This window comes from Streptomyces sp. NPDC046925 (assembly GCF_040644915.1).
Lineage (GTDB): Bacteria > Actinomycetota > Actinomycetes > Streptomycetales > Streptomycetaceae > Streptomyces.
Genome location: NZ_JBEYWZ010000005.1, coordinates 382,063 through 403,208, shown reverse-complemented (window position 1 = coordinate 403,208; position 21,146 = coordinate 382,063). Strand labels below are relative to the sequence as shown.

Annotated in this window: 17 protein-coding genes and 2 tRNA genes; 14 read left to right on the top strand and 5 right to left on the bottom strand. The window is 68.6% G+C overall.

All coding sequences use genetic code 11. The annotated features are described in order from the left end of the window. Positions 1-330 precede the first annotated feature (330 nt). The 9 genes from dnaA to ABZ906_RS23265 all read left to right on the top strand — a co-directional run bounded on the left by dnaA (position 331) and on the right by ABZ906_RS23265 (position 13,130). Positions 331-2,286, top strand: coding sequence for a chromosomal replication initiator protein DnaA (dnaA, locus tag ABZ906_RS23305; RefSeq protein WP_361385494.1), 1,956 nt, complete (start codon positions 331-333; stop codon positions 2,284-2,286). Between the two features lie 925 nt (positions 2,287-3,211). Continuing rightward, positions 3,212-4,342: a DNA polymerase III subunit beta gene (gene dnaN / locus ABZ906_RS23300; RefSeq protein WP_361193817.1), complete on the top strand. Its 1,131-nt coding sequence runs from the start codon at positions 3,212-3,214 to the stop codon at positions 4,340-4,342. A gap of 89 nt (positions 4,343-4,431) precedes the next feature. After that, complete coding sequence (gnd, locus tag ABZ906_RS23295) at positions 4,432-5,316, top strand: phosphogluconate dehydrogenase (NAD(+)-dependent, decarboxylating) (RefSeq protein ID WP_190082993.1); 885 nt, start codon at positions 4,432-4,434, stop codon at positions 5,314-5,316. Positions 5,317-5,404: 88 nt separating this feature from the next. Then, complete coding sequence (recF, locus tag ABZ906_RS23290) at positions 5,405-6,526, top strand: DNA replication/repair protein RecF (RefSeq protein ID WP_361385491.1); 1,122 nt, start codon at positions 5,405-5,407, stop codon at positions 6,524-6,526. 22 nt (positions 6,527-6,548) lie between these two features. Beyond that, positions 6,549-7,124: a DciA family protein gene (locus ABZ906_RS23285; protein WP_361385488.1), complete on the top strand. Its 576-nt coding sequence runs from the start codon at positions 6,549-6,551 to the stop codon at positions 7,122-7,124. Positions 7,125-7,389: 265 nt separating this feature from the next. Continuing rightward, positions 7,390-9,459, top strand: a complete 2,070-nt coding sequence (gene gyrB / locus ABZ906_RS23280; RefSeq protein ID WP_361385485.1) for a DNA topoisomerase (ATP-hydrolyzing) subunit B — start codon at positions 7,390-7,392, stop codon at positions 9,457-9,459. Positions 9,460-9,501: 42 nt separating this feature from the next. Next, on the top strand, positions 9,502-12,102 hold the full coding sequence (gene gyrA / locus ABZ906_RS23275; protein ID WP_361193827.1) for a DNA gyrase subunit A: 2,601 nt from the start codon (positions 9,502-9,504) through the stop codon (positions 12,100-12,102). Between the two features lie 18 nt (positions 12,103-12,120). Continuing rightward, positions 12,121-12,828: a DUF3566 domain-containing protein gene (locus ABZ906_RS23270; protein ID WP_361193829.1), complete on the top strand. Its 708-nt coding sequence runs from the start codon at positions 12,121-12,123 to the stop codon at positions 12,826-12,828. Between the two features lie 228 nt (positions 12,829-13,056). Next, a tRNA-Ile gene (locus ABZ906_RS23265) sits at positions 13,057-13,130 on the top strand. Positions 13,131-13,226: 96 nt separating this feature from the next. Here ABZ906_RS23265 and ABZ906_RS23260 read toward each other — a convergent pair. Next, positions 13,227-13,556 (bottom strand): DUF6344 domain-containing protein, encoded by a 330-nt coding sequence (locus tag ABZ906_RS23260; RefSeq protein ID WP_361200336.1) that lies wholly within the window; start codon positions 13,554-13,556, stop codon positions 13,227-13,229. Positions 13,557-13,893: 337 nt separating this feature from the next. Between ABZ906_RS23260 and ABZ906_RS23255 the strand changes: the two genes are divergently transcribed. Next, positions 13,894-14,022, top strand: coding sequence for a DLW-39 family protein (locus tag ABZ906_RS23255; RefSeq protein WP_003999697.1), 129 nt, complete (start codon positions 13,894-13,896; stop codon positions 14,020-14,022). A gap of 187 nt (positions 14,023-14,209) precedes the next feature. Further along, a complete protein-coding gene (locus tag ABZ906_RS23250) occupies positions 14,210-15,535 on the top strand; it encodes a hypothetical protein (protein WP_361385482.1) in 1,326 nt (441 codons plus the stop codon). Position 15,536: 1 nt separating this feature from the next. Here ABZ906_RS23250 and ABZ906_RS23245 read toward each other — a convergent pair whose 3' ends face one another. Both ABZ906_RS23245 and ABZ906_RS23240 read right to left on the bottom strand, forming a co-directional pair. After that, the gene (locus ABZ906_RS23245; protein WP_361385479.1) at positions 15,537-17,000 is read right to left on the bottom strand and encodes a serine/threonine-protein kinase; all 1,464 of its coding nucleotides are present in this window, start codon (positions 16,998-17,000) and stop codon (positions 15,537-15,539) included. Between the two features lie 49 nt (positions 17,001-17,049). Next, positions 17,050-17,598 carry a DNA-binding protein gene (locus tag ABZ906_RS23240; RefSeq protein ID WP_361200327.1) on the bottom strand — a complete coding sequence of 183 codons (549 nt, stop codon included), beginning with the start codon at positions 17,596-17,598 and terminating at the stop codon, positions 17,050-17,052. Positions 17,599-17,781: 183 nt separating this feature from the next. Here ABZ906_RS23240 and ABZ906_RS23235 point away from each other — a divergent pair. Beyond that, a tRNA-Ala gene (locus ABZ906_RS23235) sits at positions 17,782-17,854 on the top strand. Positions 17,855-17,950: 96 nt separating this feature from the next. Here ABZ906_RS23235 and ABZ906_RS23230 read toward each other — a convergent pair. Then, a complete protein-coding gene (locus ABZ906_RS23230) occupies positions 17,951-18,673 on the bottom strand; it encodes a DUF5324 family protein (protein ID WP_361200325.1) in 723 nt (240 codons plus the stop codon). A 260-nt stretch (positions 18,674-18,933) separates the two neighbouring features. On the opposite strand from ABZ906_RS23230, the gene ABZ906_RS23225 reads away from it, so the two are divergent. Then, positions 18,934-19,467 (top strand): peptidylprolyl isomerase, encoded by a 534-nt coding sequence (locus ABZ906_RS23225; RefSeq protein WP_361200323.1) that lies wholly within the window; start codon positions 18,934-18,936, stop codon positions 19,465-19,467. Between the two features lie 118 nt (positions 19,468-19,585). Further along, complete coding sequence (locus ABZ906_RS23220; protein WP_361200320.1) at positions 19,586-20,479, top strand: rhomboid family intramembrane serine protease; 894 nt, start codon at positions 19,586-19,588, stop codon at positions 20,477-20,479. Positions 20,480-20,825: 346 nt separating this feature from the next. Here ABZ906_RS23220 and crgA read toward each other — a convergent pair whose 3' ends face one another. Beyond that, positions 20,826-21,080 (bottom strand): cell division protein CrgA, encoded by a 255-nt coding sequence (crgA, locus tag ABZ906_RS23215; protein WP_160506128.1) that lies wholly within the window; start codon positions 21,078-21,080, stop codon positions 20,826-20,828. Between the last annotated feature and the right edge of the window lie 66 nt (positions 21,081-21,146).

The window sequence follows — 21,146 nt, the reverse complement described above, 5'->3', positions numbered from 1 at the left end:
CGCCTGGCTGTCACCGTGCGCCCACGAGAAGCTCGCGAATACGCACCGAGTGCACCGCTTCACAATCACAGATCGTGATCTTTGCCCATCGGAGGCAGGCGGCAGCAGCCATCGACAACTCGACCTGGTCACGGTACGCGGGGCTACGCCATCCGGTCAAACCGACCGTCAGGGGGAGACACTGTGCACAGCCTGTGGACAACAACTTGAACCGCAGCCGTTGCCCTGACTACCGTGGCCAAACTCCGATTCATTCCCTTCTCCCTCCCCATCCCGATTTCCGTCCCTAGAAACCACACCTTCGTGGGACCCCGTGAGAGAGCGTGCCTTGTGGCTGACGTACCTGCCGATCTTGCCGCAGTGTGGCCACGAGTTCTGGAGCAGCTGCTGGGTGAGGGGCGGGGGCACGGTGTCGACGCGAAGGACGAGCGCTGGATCAAGCGCTGCCAGCCCCTTGCGCTGGTCGCGGACACCGCACTGCTCGCCGTACCGAACGAGTTCGCCAAGGGCGTCCTCGAGGGGCGGCTCGCACCCATTGTCAGCGAGTCGCTGAGCCGCGAGTGCGGCCGCCCCATCCGTATCGCCATCACGGTGGACGACTCGGTCGGCGACCCCATGGACCGGCCCACCCCGCCGGCGCCGCCGCTCCAGCAGCAGTCTCTCCAGCAGCAGCCGGGCCAGCACCAGCCCGGTCAGCACCAGCCCGGCCAACAGCAGCAGCGCTACGAAGACCCCGAGCCGCACCAGGGCCCCGGCCAGGGACACGAGCCGTACGACGGTTACGGGCGCCGCGCCCCGGACGAGCACTCCTCGGGCCGCGGGCCGGGAGACCAGCTGCCGACCGCCCGCCCCGCGTACCCCGACTACCAGCGCCCCGCACCCGGCGCCTGGCCGCAGCAGCACCAGCCCCAGCACCAGCAGCACCAGTCCCAGCAGGACGACTACGGCTGGCAGCAGCAGCGGCTCGGCTTCCCCGAGCGGGACCCGTACGCGAGCCCCCCGCAGCCCCAGCACGACTACCGGTCGCAGCCCCCGCAGCACTCCCCGTACGAGCAGCACCGCCAGGAGCGGCAGGACCGCCAGGACCAGCAGGATCACCACGACCGGCGGGAGCGGCACGAGCAGCCCCCCGGCTCCGGCGGGCACTCCGGTCCCAGGGGCGGCGGTCACGGCAACGGCCACGGAGTGCACGGAAGCGGCGCCCCCGGCCCGCTCGCCGCGCAGCCGGCCCCCGCTTCGGCCCCCGGCGAGCCCACCGCGCGACTCAACCCGAAGTACCTCTTCGACACCTTCGTGATCGGTGCGTCGAACCGTTTCGCGCACGCGGCGGCCGTCGCCGTCGCCGAAGCGCCCGCCAAGGCGTACAACCCTCTCTTCATCTACGGAGAGTCCGGCCTCGGCAAGACGCACCTTCTGCACGCCATCGGGCACTACGCCCGCAGCCTCTATCCCGGCACGCGCGTGCGCTATGTGAGCTCCGAGGAGTTCACGAACGAGTTCATCAACTCCATCCGCGACGGCAAGGGCGACACCTTCCGCAAGCGGTACCGCGAGATGGACATCCTGCTCGTCGACGACATCCAGTTCCTCGCGAGCAAGGAGTCGACGCAGGAGGAGTTCTTCCACACCTTCAATACGCTCCACAACGCGAACAAGCAGATCGTGCTCTCCAGTGACCGGCCGCCCAAGCAGCTGGTGACCCTGGAGGACCGGCTGCGCAACCGCTTCGAGTGGGGGCTGATCACCGACGTCCAGCCGCCGGAGCTCGAGACGCGTATCGCCATCCTTCGTAAGAAGGCGGTGCAGGAGCAGCTGAACGCCCCGCCGGAGGTCCTGGAGTTCATCGCGTCCCGTATCTCACGCAACATCCGTGAGCTCGAGGGCGCGCTGATCCGGGTCACGGCCTTCGCCTCGCTCAACCGGCAGCCGGTGGACCTGGGTCTGACGGAGATCGTCCTCAAGGATCTGATCCCTGGTGGCGAGGACGCGGCCCCGGAGATCACGGCGACGGCCATCATGGCCGCGACCGCGGACTACTTCGGCCTGACGGTGGACGACCTCTGCGGATCCTCGCGCAGCCGCGTCCTGGTGACGGCCCGCCAGATCGCGATGTACCTCTGCCGCGAGCTGACGGACCTCTCCCTGCCCAAGATCGGGGCACAGTTCGGCGGCCGCGACCACACGACCGTCATGCACGCGGACCGCAAGATCCGCGCGTTGATGGCGGAGCGGCGCTCGATCTACAACCAGGTCACCGAGCTCACCAACCGCATCAAGAACGGCTGACGCACGCTCCGAAGAAGCGTCCTCGGCTTCTCGCGGAGCAGGCTTCTCTCGGAGCAGGCTTCTCTCAGAGCCACTGAGAGTTCTCCCAGAGCCGCTGAGAGCCGTTCCCGCACCTCCCCGACACGCCGCAGAAGGGCGCCCCGGAACAACTTCCGGGGCGCCCTTTGCCGTTGTGCACGCGCGCGTGGAGCCCGTCCGACCCTCTCCGCTGTTCGATTTCCCCAGCTGAGGGGCGTGTTCTCCACAGATCTGCGGACTTTTTTCCTTCCACACCCCGGGGACCGGGAAGTTGTCCAGATGATGTCCACAGGGGACCCTGCTGAGGGATCATCAAGCCAGGTCAGGTGGTTGTGGATTGGTGGACGACGGCCCTCCACAGGGTGTGGACGAAAATCTCGTCCACAGGGTGTGCATGAACTTGTCCACCGGCAACCCACAGGCTCGGGCCGGTTGTCCCCAGCTTTCCCCAGCTTCTCCACACGGCTGTCCACTGTTCGGCAACGCAACGCGCCCCGTCACCGTGCCGAGTGAAAGGCGTCACACCAAGGAGGTCGGTTGGCCTGTGGGGAAGGTGGGTAAAGCTGGGGACAGCGCTGGGGAGAAGTGGCCCCTCCCTGTGCACCGGGTGTGCAGAACTTTCGCCCGTCCACAGAAACCACCGGTTGTCCACTGCCTCCGCCCACAGGCGCAGTGGATAAAAAATCGGCTCTGACCTGCGAATACGCGGTTATCCACGGTATCCACAGCCCCTACTACTACTCCCACTTAGAGTCACCGGGGAATTCGCTTGGAAGGGGGGCCTGTGCACAACTTGCTCTCCGGACCTCCGACGCCGCTCGTCACGACTTGACCCCGACGGGCACCCACTGTCAGTGCGGTGCGTCAGACTGGTCCCCAGTGCCAGCAACAGCAGGAGGGCGGCTAAGTGAAGATCCGGGTGGAACGCGACGTACTCGCGGAGGCAGTGGCGTGGGCGGCGCGCAGTCTCCCGGCCCGGCCTCCGGCTCCCGTCCTGGCGGGCCTGCTGCTGAAGGCCGAGGAAGGCGCACTGAGCCTCTCCAGCTTCGACTACGAGGTCTCGGCGCGTGTCTCCGTCGACGCGGAGGTCGACGACGAGGGCACGGTCCTCGTCTCCGGCCGGCTGCTCGCCGACATCTGCCGCGCCCTTCCCAACCGCCCGGTGGAGATCTCCACAGACGGTGTACGGGCCACGGTGGTCTGCGGCTCCTCGCGATTCACACTCCACACACTTCCTGTGGAGGAGTACCCCGCGCTGCCGCAGATGCCCACCGCGACCGGCACGGTCCCCGGTGAGGTCTTCGCCTCCGCCGCCTCCCAGGTGGCCATCGCCGCGGGCCGCGACGACACGCTGCCCGTCCTGACCGGCGTGCGCATCGAGATCGAGGGCGACACGGTCACCCTGGCCTCCACCGACCGCTACCGCTTCGCGGTCCGCGAGTTCCTGTGGAAGCCGGAGAACCCCGAGGCGTCCGCGGTCGCCCTGGTCCCCGCCAAGACGCTCCTGGACACCGCCAAGGCGCTCACGAGCGGCGACACGGTCACTCTGGCGCTGTCCGGCTCCGGTGCCGGTGAGGGCCTGATCGGCTTCGAGGGCGCGGGACGGCGGACGACCACGCGTCTCCTGGAGGGCGACCTCCCGAAGTACAAGACGCTTTTCCCCACCGAGTTCAACTCGATCGCGGTCATCGAGACCGCGCCGTTCGTCGAGGCCGTCAAGCGCGTGGCCCTGGTGGCCGAGCGGAACACCCCGGTGCGGCTCAGCTTCGAGCAGGGCGTGCTGATCCTGGAGGCCGGTTCCAGCGACGACGCACAGGCTGTGGAGAGGGTCGACGCCCAGCTCGAGGGCGACGACGTCTCGATCGCCTTCAACCCGACCTTCCTGCTCGACGGCCTGAGCGCGATCGACTCCCCTGTCGCCCAGCTGTCGTTCACGACGTCGACGAAGCCCGCGCTCCTCAGCGGCCGGCCGGCGGTGGATGCGGAGGCCGACGAGGCGTACAAGTACCTGATCATGCCGGTACGTCTGAGCGGCTGAGCCCACAGGTGTGAGCGGGCGTCCGGGCGTAGGCTCGGACGCGGGTACGAAGGTGCCTCCACGCCACATCGCTACTTAAGGAACCACTGATGGAGCTCGGTCTCGTCGGCCTCGGCAAGATGGGCGGCAATATGCGTGAGCGCATCCGCCGCGCAGGCCACACCGTCATCGGATACGACCGCAACCAGGACGTCGCGGATGTCCACAGCCTCGAAGAGCTTGTGGGCAAGCTCAAGGGCCCGCGCGTCGTCTGGGTGATGGTTCCGGCCGGAGCCGCGACCCAGTCCACCGTGGACGAGCTGGCCGAGCTGCTCCAGCCGGGTGACGTCGTCGTGGACGGCGGCAACTCCCGCTGGACCGACGACGAGAAGCACGCCGAGGAGCTGGCGGCCAAGGGCATCGGATTCGTCGACTGCGGCGTCTCCGGCGGCGTCTGGGGCCTGAAGAACGGCTACGCGCTCATGTACGGCGGCGACGCCGAGCACATCGAGAAGGTCCAGCCGATCTTTGACGCCCTCAAGCCCGAGGGCGACTTCGGTTCCGTGCACGCCGGCAAGGTCGGCGCGGGCCACTTCTCCAAGATGGTTCACAACGGCATCGAGTACGCCATGATGCAGGCCTACGCCGAGGGCTGGGAGCTCCTGGAGAAGGTCGACTCCGTCACGGACGTGCGCGAGGTCTTCCGCTCCTGGCAGGAGGGCACGGTCATCCGTTCCTGGCTGCTCGACCTCGCGGTCAACGCCTTGGACGACGACGAGCACCTGGAGAAGCTGCGCGGCTTCGCGCAGGACTCCGGAGAGGGCCGGTGGACGGTCGAGGCCGCCATCGACAACGCCGTGCCGCTGCCCGCGATCACGGCCTCGCTCTTCGCCCGGTTCGCCTCGCGGCAGGACGACTCCCCGCAGATGAAGATGATCGCGGCGCTGCGCAACCAGTTCGGCGGCCACGCCGTCGAGTCCAAGAGCGAGAACTGATCCACAGCCTGTGCGGGAAGCCGCACAGGTCGCTCAGCAAGTGAAGCAGGCCGGAAGTGAAGTAGGCCGGGGGAGGTCGGCGCACACCATGCACGTCACGCATCTGTCGCTGGCCGACTTCCGCTCGTACGCCCGGGTCGAGGTCCCTCTCGATCCGGGCGTCACCGCGTTCGTGGGCCCGAACGGCCAGGGCAAGACCAACCTCGTCGAGGCCGTCGGCTATCTCGCCACGCTCGGCAGCCACCGGGTCTCATCGGACGCCCCGCTGGTGCGCATGGGCGCCGAGCGTGCCGTCATCCGGGCCCAGGTCCGGCAGGGCGAGCGGCAGCAGCTGGTCGAGCTCGAACTCAACCCGGGCAAGGCCAACCGCGCCCGCATCAACAGGTCGTCGCAGGTCAGGCCCCGTGACGTGCTCGGGATCGTGCGCACGGTGCTGTTCGCGCCCGAGGACCTGGCCCTGATCAAGGGCGACCCCGGTGAGCGCAGGCGCTTCCTCGACGAACTGATCACGGCACGCTCCCCTCGTATGGCAGGCGTCCGGTCCGACTACGACCGCGTGCTGAAGCAGCGCAACACCCTCCTGAAGTCGGCGGCCCTGGCGCGGCGGCACGGCGGGCGCTCCATGGACCTGTCCACGCTCGACGTCTGGGACCAGCACCTCGCGAACGCCGGCGCCGAACTGCTCGCCCAGCGCCTCGACCTGATCGCCGCGCTCCAGCCGCTCGCCGACAAGGCGTACGAGCAGCTGGCCCCCGGCGGCGGCCCCGTCACGCTGGAGTACAAGCCGTCGGCGCCGGGCGACGGCCACACGCGCGAGGCCCTGTACGAGCAGCTGATCGCCGCTCTCGAAGAGGCCCGCAAGCAGGAGATCGAGCGGGGCGTGACGCTGGTCGGGCCGCACCGCGACGACCTGATCCTGAAACTGGGCCAGCTCCCCGCGAAGGGGTACGCGAGCCACGGCGAGTCCTGGTCGTACGCCCTGGCGCTGCGCCTCGCCTCGTACGACCTGCTGCGGGCCGAGGGGAACGAACCGGTGCTCGTCCTGGACGACGTGTTCGCGGAGCTCGACGCGCGCCGCAGGGAGCGCCTCGCGGAGCTGGTGGCGCCGGGTGAGCAGGTCCTGGTCACGGCCGCGGTGGACGACGACGTGCCGGCCATGCTCGCCGGGACGCGGTTCGAGGTGTCGAACGGCGTGGTGGAGCGCGTATGACGTGCCCGATCCGGGAGCACGCATGAGCGACGAAGAGCCCGCGAAGGGCACCCCTCGTACCCCTCAGGACGCTCCCGCCGACCCGCCCAAGAAGACGCCCGAGCCCTCCGGCGTCGACCTCGCCCGGGTAGCCCTGCGTGCCGCCAAGGAACAGGCACGCGCGCGTGGCGACGCGGCGCAGCAGAAGAAGCAGGCCCGCAGGGGCGGACTGCGCTCCGGCGCGCGCGCCGACGGACGTGACCCGCAGCCGCTCGGCTCCGCGATCAACCGCCTGATCACCGAGCGCGGCTGGGAGACCCCGGCGGCGGTCGGCGGGGTGATGGGCCGCTGGCCGCAGATCGTCGGCGACGACCTGGCCAATCACTGCGTCCCGCAGCGGTACGACGAGAACGAGCGCACCCTGACCGTCCAGTGCGACTCCACGGCGTGGGCGACCAACCTGCGCCTGCTGGCTCCCCAGCTGGTCGCGCGCCTCAACGAGGACCTCGGTCACGGCACCGTGCGCCTCATCAAAGTCCTCGGTCCCGGCGGCCCCTCGCGTCGCTTCGGACCCTTGCGCGCACCGGGCAGCACGGGCCCCGGGGACACCTACGGCTGAGGCCGTACCGGGTGGTAGCTCGGGGTTGACACCTCAAAGCGCTGAGTGCCGCTGTGAGCCTCTTAGAGCCCCAGGCCGCATATGGGGAGTCGGATGAGGCCGGTTCAGGACGGCACATGCGGACTCAGGTACCGGCAAACCCCCATCACTGTCGGCGCTACCGGTAGACTGGAAGCTAATCCCGCCCCACTTGTGGGACGCACCGAGCAACGCTGACTATCGCTGAACGACGCAGCCGCTCCGGCCACCGCCGGGTGCTTGGCTTGTGCTGTGCCAGAAAGGGCGCTTCGTGGCCGATTCCGGCAACCCCAACGAGAACATCCCGTCCACCGCCGCCGGCGAGAACGGCGAGGTCACAGCCTCGTACGACGCCAGCGCGATCACCGTCCTCGAGGGTCTGGACGCGGTCCGCAAGCGACCTGGCATGTACATCGGGTCGACCGGTGAGCGTGGCCTGCACCACCTCGTGCAAGAGGTTGTCGACAACTCCGTCGACGAAGCCCTCGCGGGGCACGCGGACACGATCGACGTGACGATCCTCGCCGACGGCGGCGTACGCGTCGTCGACAACGGCCGTGGCATCCCCGTCGACATGCACCCGGTGGAGAAGAAGCCCGCGGTGGAGGTCGTCCTGACCGTCCTGCACGCGGGCGGAAAGTTCGGCGGCGGCGGGTACGCCGTCTCCGGTGGTCTGCACGGCGTCGGCGTCTCCGTCGTGAACGCCCTGTCCACCAAGCTCGCGGTCGAGATCAAGCGCGACGGCTTCCGCTGGACCCAGGACTTCAAGCTGGGCGTGCCGACGGCCCCGCTGGCCAAGCACGAGGCGGTCGACACCTCGGGCACCACGGTCACCTTCTGGGCCGACCCGGACGTCTTCGAGACGACCGAGTACTCCTTCGAGACGCTGGCACGGCGCTTCCAGGAGATGGCGTTCCTCAACAAGGGCCTGACCATCAACCTCACCGACGAGCGCGAGTCGGCGAAGGCGACGGCGGGCGCGGACTCGACCGAGGCGACCGATGACGCCGCCGACGAGGCCCGCACGGTGTCGTACTACTACGAAGGCGGCATCGTCGACTTCGTGAAGTACCTCAACTCCCGCAAGGGCGAGGTCATCCACGAGACCGTCATCGACGTCGAGGCCGAGGACAAGGAGCGCATGCTCTCGGCCGAGATCGCCATGCAGTGGAACTCGCAGTACACCGAAGGGGTCTACTCCTTCGCGAACACGATCCACACGCATGAGGGCGGCACGCACGAAGAGGGCTTCAGGGCCGCGCTGACGGGCCTTGTCAACCGCTACGCGCGCGACAAGAAGCTGCTCCGCGAGAAGGACGACAACCTCACGGGCGAGGACATCCGCGAGGGTCTGACCGCGATCATCTCGGTGAAGCTGGGCGAGCCCCAGTTCGAGGGCCAGACCAAGACCAAGCTGGGCAACACCGAGGCGAAGACCTTCGTGCAGAAGGTCGTGCACGAGCACCTCACGGACTGGTTCGACCGGAACCCGAACGAGGCCGCGGACATCATCCGCAAGGGCATCCAGGCCGCCACGGCCCGTGTCGCCGCCCGCAAGGCGCGCGACCTGACCCGCCGCAAGGGCCTCCTGGAGACCGCCTCGCTGCCGGGCAAGCTGAGCGACTGCCAGTCGAACGACCCGACGAAGTGCGAGATCTTCATCGTCGAGGGTGACTCCGCCGGTGGTTCGGCGAAGTCCGGCCGCGACCCGATGTACCAGGCGATCCTGCCCATCCGAGGCAAGATCCTGAACGTCGAGAAGGCCCGCGTCGACAAGATCCTGCACAACCAGGAAGTCCAGGCGCTGATCTCGGCCTTCGGCACGGGTGTGCACGAGGACTTCGACATCGAGAAGCTCCGCTATCACAAGATCATCTTGATGGCGGACGCCGACGTCGACGGACAGCACATCAACACGCTGCTCCTGACCTTCCTCTTCCGCTTCATGCGGCCGCTGGTCGAGGCCGGGCACGTCTACCTGTCGCGCCCGCCGCTCTACAAGATCAAGTGGACGCGGGACGACTTCCAGTACGCGTACTCCGACCGGGAGCGCGACGCCCTGGTGGAGCTCGGCCGCCAGGCCGGCAAGCGCATCAAGGACGACTCGGTCCAGCGCTTCAAGGGTCTCGGCGAGATGAACGCCGAGGAGCTGCGCGTCACGACGATGGACCAGGATCACCGCGTTCTCGGCCAGGTCACCCTGGACGACGCGGCGCAGGCCGACGACCTGTTCTCGGTGCTGATGGGAGAGGACGTCGAGGCGAGGCGCTCGTTCATTCAGCGCAACGCCAAGGACGTCCGCTTCCTCGACATCTGAGTCGGCCGTACAAGCCGCACCTCGAAAGGACTTTGACCAGCAATGGCCGACGAGAACACCCCTGTGATGCCCGAAGAGGAGCCCGCCGTTCCCGGCGTCGGCATGCGTGTCGAGCCCGTCGGGCTCGAGACGGAGATGCAGCGCTCCTACCTCGACTACGCGATGTCCGTCATCGTGTCGCGTGCGCTGCCCGACGTACGGGACGGCCTGAAGCCCGTCCACCGCCGCGTCCTGTACGCGATGTACGACGGCGGCTACCGCCCCGAGAAGGGCTTCTACAAGTGCGCCCGCGTCGTCGGCGACGTCATGGGCACCTACCACCCGCACGGCGACTCCTCCATCTACGACGCCCTGGTGCGCCTGGCCCAGCCGTGGTCGATGCGGATGCCGCTCGTCGACTCCAACGGCAACTTCGGTTCCCCGGGCAACGACCCGGCGGCCGCCATGCGGTACACCGAGTGCAAGATGGCGCCGCTGGCCATGGAGATGGTCCGTGACATCGACGAGGAGACCGTCGACTTCACGGACAACTACGACGGCCGCAACCAGGAGCCGACGGTCCTGCCGGCGCGCTTCCCGAACCTGCTGATCAACGGCTCGGCGGGCATCGCGGTCGGCATGGCGACGAACATCCCGCCGCACAACCTCCGCGAGGTCGCGGCGGGCGCGCAGTGGGCCCTGGAGCACCCCGACGCCTCGCACGAGGAGCTGCTCGACGCCCTCATCGAGCGCATCAAGGGCCCCGACTTCCCCACCGGCGCACTGGTGGTGGGCCGCAAGGGCATCGAGGAGGCGTACCGCACGGGCCGTGGCTCCATCACGATGCGCGCGGTCGTCGCGGTCGAGGAGATCCAGAACCGCCAGTGCCTGGTGGTCACCGAGCTCCCGTACCAGACCAACCCCGACAACCTCGCGCAGAAGATCGCCGACCTGGTCAAGGACGGCAGGGTCGGCGGCATCGCCGACGTCCGCGACGAGACGTCCTCGCGTACGGGCCAGCGCCTCGTCGTCGTCCTGAAGCGCGACGCGGTCGCCAAGGTCGTGCTCAACAACCTCTACAAGCACACCGACCTCCAGTCGAACTTCAGCGCCAACATGCTGGCCCTGGTCGACGGCGTGCCGCGCACCCTCTCCCTGGACGCGTTCATCCGCCACTGGGTGACGCACCAGGTCGAGGTCATCGTCCGGCGTACGAAGTTCCGGCTGCGCAAGGCAGAGGAGCGCGCCCACATCCTGCGCGGCCTCCTCAAGGCCCTGGACGCCATCGACGAGGTCATCGCGCTCATCCGGGCCAGCCAGACGGTCGACGTCGCGCGTGAGGGCCTGATGGGCCTCCTCTCGATCGACGAGATCCAGGCCAACGCCATCCTCGAGATGCAGCTGCGCCGGCTCGCCGCCCTGGAGCGCCAGAAGATCGTCGCCGAGCACGACGAACTCCAGGCGAAGATCAACGAGTACAACGCGATCCTGGCCTCGCCCGAGCGGCAGCGCCAGATCATCAGCGAGGAGCTCGCGGCGATCGTCGACAAGTTCGGCGAGGACCGCCGCTCGGCGCTCGTGCCCTTCGACGGCGACATGTCCATGGAGGACCTGATCGCCGAAGAGGACATCGTCGTCACCATCACGCGCGGCGGCTACATCAAGCGCACCAAGACCGAGGACTACCGCTCGCAGAAGCGCGGCGGCAAGGGCGTGCGCGGCACGAAGCTGAAGCAGGACGACATCGTCGACCACTTCTTCGTGTCGACGACGCACCACTGGCTGCTGTTCTTCACGAACAAGGGCCGCGTCTACCGCGCGAAGGCGTACGAGCTGCCCGACGCGGGGCGCGAGGCCCGCGGCCAGCACGTCGCCAACCTGCTCGCCTTCCAGCCGGACGAGCAGATCGCCGAGATCCTCGCGATCCGTGACTACGAAGCGGTGCCGTACCTGGTGCTCGCCACCAAGGGCGGCCTGGTCAAGAAGACCCCGCTCAAGGACTACGACTCGCCTCGCTCCGGTGGCGTCATCGCCATCAACCTCCGTGAGACGGACGACGGCAAGGACGACGAGCTGATCGGCGCCGAGCTCGTCTCTTCCGAGGACGATCTGCTGCTCATCAGCAAGAAGGCGCAGTCGATCAGGTTCACCGCAACGGACGATGCGCTGCGTCCCATGGGCCGCGCGACCTCGGGCGTGAAGGGAATGAGTTTCCGCGGTGGCGACGAACTGCTCTCGATGAATGTTGTCAGGCCGGGTACTTTCGTCTTCACCGCAACCGACGGCGGGTACGCGAAGCGGACCAACGTCGACGAGTACCGCGTCCAGGGTCGCGGTGGCCTCGGGATCAAGGCCGCCAAGATCGTGGAGGACCGCGGCGAACTCGTGGGGGCGCTGGTGGTGGAGGAGACCGACGAGATCCTCGCCATCACCCTGAGCGGCGGTGTGATTCGTACGCGAGTCAACGAGGTCAGGGAGACGGGCCGTGACACCATGGGCGTCCAACTGATCAACCTGGGCAAGCGCGATGCCGTGGTCGGTATCGCTCGTAACGCCGAGGCCGGGCGCGAGGCTGAGGAAGTCGACGGTGACATCGTCGTCGAATCGGCAGACGGCGAGCCGGCCGCCGGTACGGACGAGGGCACGGAGTCCGCGGCCGAGTAGCGCGAGGAGAGAGTCATCGTGAGTGGAGCCACGGGCGCCGGAGCAAGTGGAACCGGTCCAGCCGGTACAGACGGTGTCCGTGGCTCCGCCACTGATTCTCCCGACTCGCATGAGTCCCGTGGATCCCAGGGGGGAACCGTGACCGACACCCGAGGGCCGCAGTCGGCCCAGTCACCGCAGTACGCCGGCGGGGGGCAGGGGGCCCAGGGGGCTTCGAACGCCACCGGTGCGCTGCCCGGTGAGCGCCAGCCCCAGCAGCAGGCCTCCCAGCCGTACCACCCGCCGCAGGCCTATCAGCAGGGCTCCCAGACGGGTTCCGTGCGCAGGCCGCGGACGGGGGCGCGTACGACGCCCCGTACGCGCAAGGCGCGGCTGCGGGTGGCCAAGGCCGACCCGTGGTCGGTGATGAAGGTCAGCTTCCTGCTCTCCATCGCGCTCGGCATCTGCACGATCATCGCGGCCGCCGTGCTGTGGATGGTCATGGACGCCATGGGCGTCTTCTCGACGGTGGGCGGCACGATCTCCGAGGCGACGGGCTCGAACGAGTCCAACGGCTTCGACCTGCAGTCCTTCCTGTCGCTGCCGCGCGTCCTGATGTTCACGACGATCATCGCGGTCATCGACGTCGTCCTCGCGACGGCGCTCGCGACGCTCGGCGCCTTCATCTACAACCTCTCCGCGGGCTTCGTGGGCGGCGTCGAGCTGACGCTGGCCGAGGACGAGTAGTTCTCTTCCCGCTCTTTTCTTCTCCTTCGTAGGGCTGCGCGGAGCCGCTTTGCATGGCTGCGCAGAGCCGCACAGCCCTACGCGTGTCTACGTAGGACCAGGGTCTCGCCCCTCACCGGGCGGGGCCCTGTTCTGCTTCCCGGCCCCCTCCGGGGTATCGATTTTGGGACTGGCCCGCACGTGCGCTAATCTTCAGAGGTCAGCGCGCGGGACACACCGCAGCGCGGCGGGGCTATAGCTCAGTTGGTTAGAGCGCATCCCTGATAAGGATGAGGCCACAGGTTCAAATCCTGTTAGCCCCACAGACACGAAGAAGGCCCCCAGCCGATTGGCTGGGGGCCTTCTTCGTGTCTGTTTGGGTGCCCTGGGGGCTGCGGCCGGGCCGGCCGGGGCCGTGATTACGGCTCTGCGGCGAGCCCGCCCGGATCGGCCTCGGCCTCGATCGCCGTCTCCGTGTCGTCCGTGGGGAGGTGGCGGCAGCTGGGCGACGATCCGTGGGCCTCGGCGCGGATGCGCTGCTTCATCGTGGGCGGCAGGGACCGTTCGTACGCTGCTGCCCAGTAGGCCGCCAGTGGTGCCGTCATGGTCGGCGCGCTCTTGCATGATTCCGTGGCCTGCTGCACCGGCGTGGCCGCCGTTGCCGTCGTGGTGAATCCCAGCGTGGCGAAGAGTGCGAGGAAGGCGGTGATGAGCGTGGTCCACAGCTTCATGGCCTTGGAGCCGGTCATGGCGTCTCACTTTCGGGTTGGGCGATTTGCGTACTTTCCTCATGATGTGTATGCGGGGCCGAGAGTGGGGGACCGACGCTCGTGGCGCGTCGATGTTCAGATGAACACCACCCGAATGGCCGTAAAAGGGCCCTGAGGGCCCCGGGAGGGGCTCGGGTGAGGTCAGGAGCATCGAACATCTCAGCGGGCCGTGAGGCGCCAAAGGGGCGGTGATGCCCGAATCGACTGCTGTGGCGGGAGCGGGAGTTGGGGTGGATCCAGGTCACCGATCGATATCGATCGGTGTGTATAGTCGGGCGCCAGAGGTCCCTTACGTCAAGAAAGACGAGGTCGCGCGGTGAAGAAGCTTCTCCTGGTCGCACTGGCCGCCATCGGCGGGCTCCTCGTGTACCGCCAGATCCAGGCGGATCGCGCCGAGCAGGATCTGTGGACGGAGGCGACTGACTCCGTGCCCACGGGTTCGTGAGTACAGCCAACAGTCTCTTCACAGGGCCCCGGCCGCTTCTGCGGCCGGGGCCCTGTGCTGTCCGGATCTTTCCGTCCTCCTGTCTTCGCGTGCGCAAGCCGTCGCCTTGCGTGAGCAAAGGTTGTCGTGTGTCCGCGCGGGCATGAGTGGGCGGTATTGCTGTGGCATCGGGGAGGGGTGGCACGTGATGGGGCGGGTGCGCGGAGGCCGGGCGGCTCTGGCCGCTGGAGCGGCGCTGTGCGTGGTGATGGCACTGCCGGGAGCGACCGCGGCCGCGGACACGCCTGGCCCGTACGTCTTCGCCGACCGGGCGGTGCCGGTCGAGGGCGCGAAGAGCAGCACGGGCAGCGCGAGACTCACGCCCGGATCGACGTACAAGAGCTCCCTCGCGCGCGGGGGAAAGGTCTACTACCAGCTTCAACTCGACGCCAGAGAGACCGTGTACGTCTCGGCCACCGCCGTCCCCGGACCGGATTCCCGGGTCGTCTACGGAGACGGCGTCGAAGTGTCCTTGCAGGACGCGAACGGCAACAACTGCAACTCACAGGACGCCCGGTTCGGTACGTCGCAGAGCCCGCGCCCCATCACCGCCTGGGCGGTACGGGAGGTCGGCCCCGCCGAGAACCGGTGCAAGGCGGCCGGCACGTACTACGTGGTGGTCGAGCGGAACACGCGGCCCGGATCCAGTACGGAGACGTGGGACACGGAGCTCCGTGTCGTCTCGGAGCCGGGCGTGGCCAAGGGCGCCTCCACGATGCCGCCGGATTCCTGGAACTCCGCCTCGCCCACGCCGCCCGCGGGCGGACGCACGGAACGCAGGGGCGGCACCGGGTACAACGACGCCCGTGCGCTGCGGGCGGGCGTCTGGGGGGATCGGATCGAGCCGGGCCAGACGCTCTTCTACCGCGTGCCGGTCGACTGGGGACAGCAGGTCTCCGCAAGTGCCGAGCTGGGCGGTGCGAGCGGGGGCCGGGACGAGTACGTCCCCGCGGCGCTCGTCATGTCACTGTCCAATCCGCTGCGGGCCCGCGTCGAGGAAGCCGACACGGCCTACGACGGCAAGCAGAGCTCGACCGCGCTGGATCCCATGGCCCCCGTCGCGTACGAGAACCGGTACTCGCCGATCGACGACGTGACCGGGACGCGGGTCGCCGGGTGGTACTACCTCGCGGTCCATCTCAGCCCGAAGGTCGCCGGACAGTTCGGCAAGGGGGCGCTGGATCTGACGCTGCGGGTGGGCGTCGAGGGCACCGCTGAGAAGGGGCCCGCGTACGTGGGGGCGGCGCGGCCCGCGGACCTGTTCAGCGTCACGGGGGAGGACGAGGAGGCCGCGGAGCGGGGGGAGACGGCTGCCGGGAGCGGGGACGGGGGAGAGAGCGGGAGCGGGAGTGGGCACGGCTCCGTGGGCAGGGCCGCCATGAGGGTGGTCGCCGTCAGCGGGTTCGGCGCCGGGGCCCTGATCCTGGCGGTCCTGGGCGTGTGGACGCTGATCGGGCGGCGGCGGGCGACCTGATTCAGGTCTGCGCCAACGCCCAGAAGCCCACTGCGAAGCACAGCAGCGCCGCAAGCAGCATCGGGATCGCCACCTTCGCGGGCGGCCCCCCTCGCTTCTGCCGCCGTCGCCGCGAAGCCGGTCGGCTCTGGAGCGGCGCCTGCGCCGGTGTGTGAGCGGTGTACGGATAGGCGGGGGCAGGTACGGGATGCGCCGGTGACATCACGGAGTGTGACGACTCGTGCGTCTGTAACTGGTGCCCCTGCAACTGACCGAGGGCCTGGGCCGGGACGTGGACCGGGACCTGAACGGGGGCCGGGGCCTGCGCCTCGTAAGGAGCGTCGTAGAGGGAGTCGTAAGGGGAGGGCGCATGGGGGGACTGAGCGGGCGGAGGCGGCGTCACCGGCTGCTGTGGCAGTGGCAGTGGCTGCGGCAGTGAATGTTGCTGCGGCTGCGGCTGCGGCGACGGCGGCTGCGACGGCGGAGTCCGTGGCGGAGTGGGCGGGATGCTTCCCGTCCGCGGCGCGGAGAGGGGCGGGGGCGGTACGGAGGGGGATACGGAGGGCGGTACGGAGGGGGGAGCGAAGTCCGGCTGTGCCGGCACCGTGAGGGGCCCGTCGGGGCCGAAGCCCCGCGGAAGCGGGCCCAGGTGGTCGAAGATGTCGACGATCTCGTCGTCGGGCCCCGGCTCGGGCAGCAACTCGACGGCCGCGTTCAATTCTCTGCGCGCGCTCGTCGCGGTACGGAACCGCTTGTTCGGATCCGGCTGGAGGAGCAGGGCGACGACCCGCCACAGCGGCTCGGGCACGCCCTGCGGAGCCCCGGGCGTGCCATGGTCGGCGAAATGCTCGACCAGGGCCTGCGTGTCCGGCTTGGCGCCCTCCAGCAGGTGCAGGGCCACCAGGCCGACGGCGAAGAGGTCGGCGGGAAAGTCCGGTTCGGCACCCATCATCTGCTCGGGAGCGAAGTAACCGGGCGTCCCCACCACGTAGTTGGCCTCGGTCAGGCGTGGCTCGCCCTTCCGCATCGAGATGCCGAAGTCGGAGAGCCGTAGGTGCGGACGTGCGTTGCCGGTGACTTCGAGCAGGATGTTGGCCGGTTTGATGTCACGGTGCACGACCCCCTCGGCGTGCACCGCGGCGAGACCGGAGAGCAACTGGTCCAGGAGCGTGCAGACCAGGCGGGGCGGCAACGGGCCGTAGTCCCCGATGACATGCGCCAGCGAGCCGCCGGCGACCAGGGCCATGGTGAACAGGACCTTGTCGTCGTCGGCGGCCCAGCTGGCCGGCGCGAGCACATGGGGGTGGTCGATCCGCAGCGCCTGCTCCCGCACGAAGCGCAACAGCGTGTGCGCGTCGCTCTGTTGCAGGACCTTGGCGGCCACATACCGGCGTCGCCGGTGGTCCCAGGCGCGCCAGACCGCTCCTACTCCCCCGCGGCCGATCGGGTCGACCAGTTCGTAGCGGCCGGCGAAGACCTCACCCATGGTCGCGCATTGCTTCCTCTCCGGGCCGCCCGGTGGCCCGGCCGGCGGCTCAGTTCTGGTGCGCCTCGTAGTGGGCGACCGCGTCCGCGGTGCGTCCGGCGCCGTACACCCGGAGGAACTCTGCCAGTTCCGGGTGGGTCGGGGCGAGGGAGTCCGCGGCATCGATGATGTCGCCCGCCGCCGCGACGGAGCGCAACAGTGACTGGATTTCGCGCACCACACGCTTCACCGTGGGCGCACCCGAAGGCAGCGGCGACTGCGCGGTGTTGGTCAGGACGGAGCCGCCCTGGGATTTCCTGATCTCGTCCATGCGGTCGGTGGCCTCGGCGGCGCTCACACTGCCGTCGGCGACCTGGCCCGCCAGCTCCTGGAGGAGCTGCACGCGCTGGACGACCGCAGGGTTGCCGATCTTGGCGCGCTGCCCGCTCATCAGCTGGGACAGCATGGGCGCGGACAGACCGAGGACGCCGGCGAGGCGTGCCTGGTTGAGGCCCAGATCATCGATGAGACGGCGGAAGAGCGCCCCCAGCGGCTCCCCGTACCAGTTCCGCTGGAGTTCTCGTGCTCTCGCGGTCGTCTCTTGTTGTGCGGCGTCCATTGCGTCTCCCCATCGCTTCCCCAAAAAACCGTGGTTCGCTGCCGCGAACCACGCCGAGCATCTTACGGAGCGTGGTCGTTCACCGGGACCCCCAATCCTTTTGCGAGATGTGGGGGGTGACCCGGTACTCTGGTCTGCGTTGCCCACCGGAGCGGGATTCTTCCGGATGGGTGCGCCGTTTTCGGGGCCTTAGCTCAGTTGGTAGAGCGCTGCCTTTGCAAGGCAGATGTCAGGAGTTCGAATCTCCTAGGCTCCACAGGAACGCCGTAGGGCGGACCACCTCCGAGGTGGTCCGCCCTACGGCGTTGTTCGTACTTCTTGTGCAGGTCAGCGCGGGTCAGCGCCGGGCAGGTCAGCGTCGGTCGTCGCGCTCCGAGGCCTCGGACTCGGCCTGCTTGGCCTGGACCTCGGGGTCGAGGGAGGCCTGACCGCTGCCGTCGACCGAAGTCAGCGGCGTGCTGTCGGGGACCTCCGTCGCGGCCGGCGGCTCGACGAGCCAGTCCGGGTTCGCCTGCTTGTCCCACCACTTCCACGCGGCGATCGCGCCACCCGCCACGATGCCGGTGACGATCAGGACCTTGGCCATGCGTCCGGCACGGGCCCGGCGGTTGTGCTTACGGGTCAGCCGCCGGATCTCCTTGGGAGACACCTCGCCGCGCAGGGCGGACAGCGCCGCGGACCCGCGGGACGCCGCCTCCTCACGGACGGGCTGAGCTGCGGCCACGGCGCTCTCGATCCGCGGCTTCGAATAGTCGGCGGCCTGCCGGGCGGCCTCGCGAGCCTGCACGGCCGCCTTGCGGGTGCGGACGGCGGCTTCGTGCGCGGCGTGGTCGACCTTCGGCGGCACGTGCGCACGGGCCTGCTCGATGCGGGGCCCGACATGAGCGCCGTACTGGGCACGGGCTTGCTCGGCGGCCTGCGACACCTTTGGCGCGAGCCGTACGCGGGATTCGTGCGCGTAATGGACGGCCTGTTCCTTGGCCGTGCCGGCGTAGGGGGCCACCGCCTCCGCGGCATGCCGCACGCTGTCCCTAGCCGAACCGGTCGCGGCGCGCACGCTGTCGATGCGGGTCACAGGATCCTCCTCCTCGGTGGCTTATAGGTATGTCACCTTTCCACCCTTTACAGGATCATGCCTTCCAGGTGACTCCGAGGCATGAGAGGGCGGGCATCCGGGTGCATCCGGGTGCCATGAATTTGATCAAATCGGTACAAGGAGAGTTCTTCGCCGACAATGCCACGGATCGTCGCGGCGCGCTCCCACTCGGTGACTACTCGTCCCAATCCGGTCCGTGGGAGTATCAGGACGTCACAGAAGACAACGGAAGGCAGACCGTGGCCGAGCAGCTCTACGCCACCCTGAAGACCAACCGCGGCGACATCGAGGTGCTGCTGCACCCCAACCACACGCCGAAGACGGTCAAGAACTTCGTCGAGCTCGCACAGGGCGAGCGTGAGTGGGTCAACCCGGAGACCGGCAAGAAGACCACGGGACGGCTCTACGACGGAACGATCTTCCACCGCGTCATCAGCGGCTTCATGATCCAGGGCGGCGACCCGCTGGGCAACGGCACGGGCGGTCCGGGCTACGAGTTCGAGGACGAGTTCCACCCCGACCTCGCCTTCGACAAGCCCTACCTGCTCGCCATGGCCAACGCGGGCCCGGGCACCAACGGCTCCCAGTTCTTCGTGACGGTCTCCCCGACCGCCTGGCTCACCCGCAAGCACACCATCTTCGGTGAGGTCACGGACTCGGCGAGCCAGAAGGTCGTCGACGAGATCGCGGCCACGCAGACCAACCCGCGCACCGACCGCCCGGTGAACGACGTGGTCATCGAGTCGGTCGTCATCGAAACCCGCACCGCCTGACACCGGCGCACCCCGCGAGGGAACCAAACCGCCCCGCCCATCCGTAAGGAAGGGCGGGGCGGTGCGTTCGCCACGCGCGCGCGTAACTGTGCCTTCGTACGGACATTGAGGGGACCCCATGGACCAGGCACCCGGCAGCCCGCAGGGGCCACAGGACGCATCGAACCTGCCCGGCTGCTACCGGCATCCGGACCGCGAGACGGGCATAAGCTGCACCCGCTGCGAACGCCCCATCTGCCCGGAGTGCATGATCAGCGCCTCGGTCGGCTTCCAGTGCCCCGAGTGCGTGCGCGAGGGCTCGGGCACCGGACACGCGCCCGCGGCCAACCAGCCGCGCACCATCGCGGGCGGCTCCATCGCGGCGGACCCGCGCCTGATCACCAAGATCCTGGTCGCGATAAACGTCCTCGTGTTCATCGCGATCCAGGTGAACGACCGGCTCGTCGGCGACCTCGCCCTGATCGGTGAGTGGCCGCCCTATCCGTACGCGCCGACCGAGGGCGTCGCCGAAGGCCAGTGGTACCGCCTGGTCACGTCGATGTTCGCGCACCAGGAGATCTGGCACATCGCGTTCAACATGCTGGGCCTGTGGTGGCTCGGCGGCCCGCTGGAAGCCGCGCTCGGCCGCACCCGCTATCTCGCGCTCTATCTGCTCTCCGGCCTGGCCGGCAGCGCGCTCACCTATGTCCTCGTCGGCGCGAGCGATGCCTCGCTCGGGGCCTCCGGAGCGATCTTCGGTCTGCTCGGCGCCACCGCCGTCCTGATGCGGCGCCTGAACTACGACATGCGTCCGGTCATCGCGCTGCTCGCGCTGAACATGCTCTTCACCTTCACCTGGAGCGGCATCGCCTGGCAGGCGCACGTCGGCGGTCTGATCGCCGGAGTCGTGATCGCGTACGGGATGGTGCACGCGCCCCGCGAGCGGCGGGCGCTCGTGCAGTGGGGGACCTGTGCCGTGGTGCTGATCCTGGTCCTTGCGACCGTGGTCATCAGGACCGCGCAGCTCGGCTGAGGCTTGCTCCGAGCTCGGAGCTCTGACCGGCGGAAGCACCGCTCGGAGGCCTCCGCGGTCACCCGAAGCGCACTGTTGTCCACAGCGTGTGCCGAATCTTGTGCATGCTGTGGGGAACAACTGTGCCCCTTGTCGCTGACCTGGGTTTACCCAGGAAGGACAAGGGGCCAGTAGTCACTCGGATGTCGATCTGCCAGTCACACCGGCGTCAACGTCACGAGGGTTATCCACAGATCGTCTTTCTTTTCCCCAGTTCGGTCCCCAGTGTGGATAGCGCTGTGGATAACTCAGGGCAAGGCTTGATTCCCGCCGCCGTGGCAGCGCGCTCACAGCCGGTGGAACGGCGCTACTTCCACTGGGTGGAGACGCCGAACCCCGCAGCGATGAAGCCGAAGCCGACCACGATGTTCCAGTTGCCCAGCGGGTCGATCGGCAGCTTCCCGTCGGTGACGTAGAAGACGACGATCCAGGCGAGCCCGATGAGGAACATCGCTAGCATCACCGGAGCCACCCAGCTGCGGCTGGTCAGCTTGATGTTCGTCGCCTTCTTCGCGGGCGGCGTGTAATCGTCGGCCTTCTTGCGGATCCGTGACTTCGGCACGAGGGTCTCTCCTGTCGATACGGGGAGCTGAGCCCTCCCCCGGGCGTCCGTTAGCGTAGTGCTTCC